Source organism: Microbacterium sp. ER1, from assembly GCF_023383675.1.
Classification (GTDB): Bacteria; Actinomycetota; Actinomycetes; order Actinomycetales; family Microbacteriaceae; genus Microbacterium.
On the sequence record NZ_QCXO01000105.1, the window covers coordinates 1 to 231 of the forward strand.

Annotated in this window: 1 pseudogene; it reads right to left on the minus strand. The window is 68.0% G+C overall.

What is annotated here, in order from left to right:
• Positions 1 to 231 (minus strand): annotated as a pseudogene (locus tag BV453_RS01945) (conjugal transfer protein TrbL); the annotation flags it as partial.

The following is a 231-nucleotide window of genomic DNA, read 5'->3' on the forward strand; positions in this document are numbered from 1 at the left end:
GCACGATGGACAGCCAGATCCAGGTCGACGCGAACGACGCCCGCTCGCTCATCCCCAGCGCGCCGAAACCGAATAGCGCCACCAGCAGGGAGAGCAGCGTGAAGAGGTTCACCGACTTCGCCAGCACCGTGATCGGTCCGGCCTCCCGGGCGCGGAGGGCCCGAAGCCCGGTCATCGGCAGGATGGCCATCGGGCCCACGATGAAGACGGCGGCGACGATGTGCAGAAGCT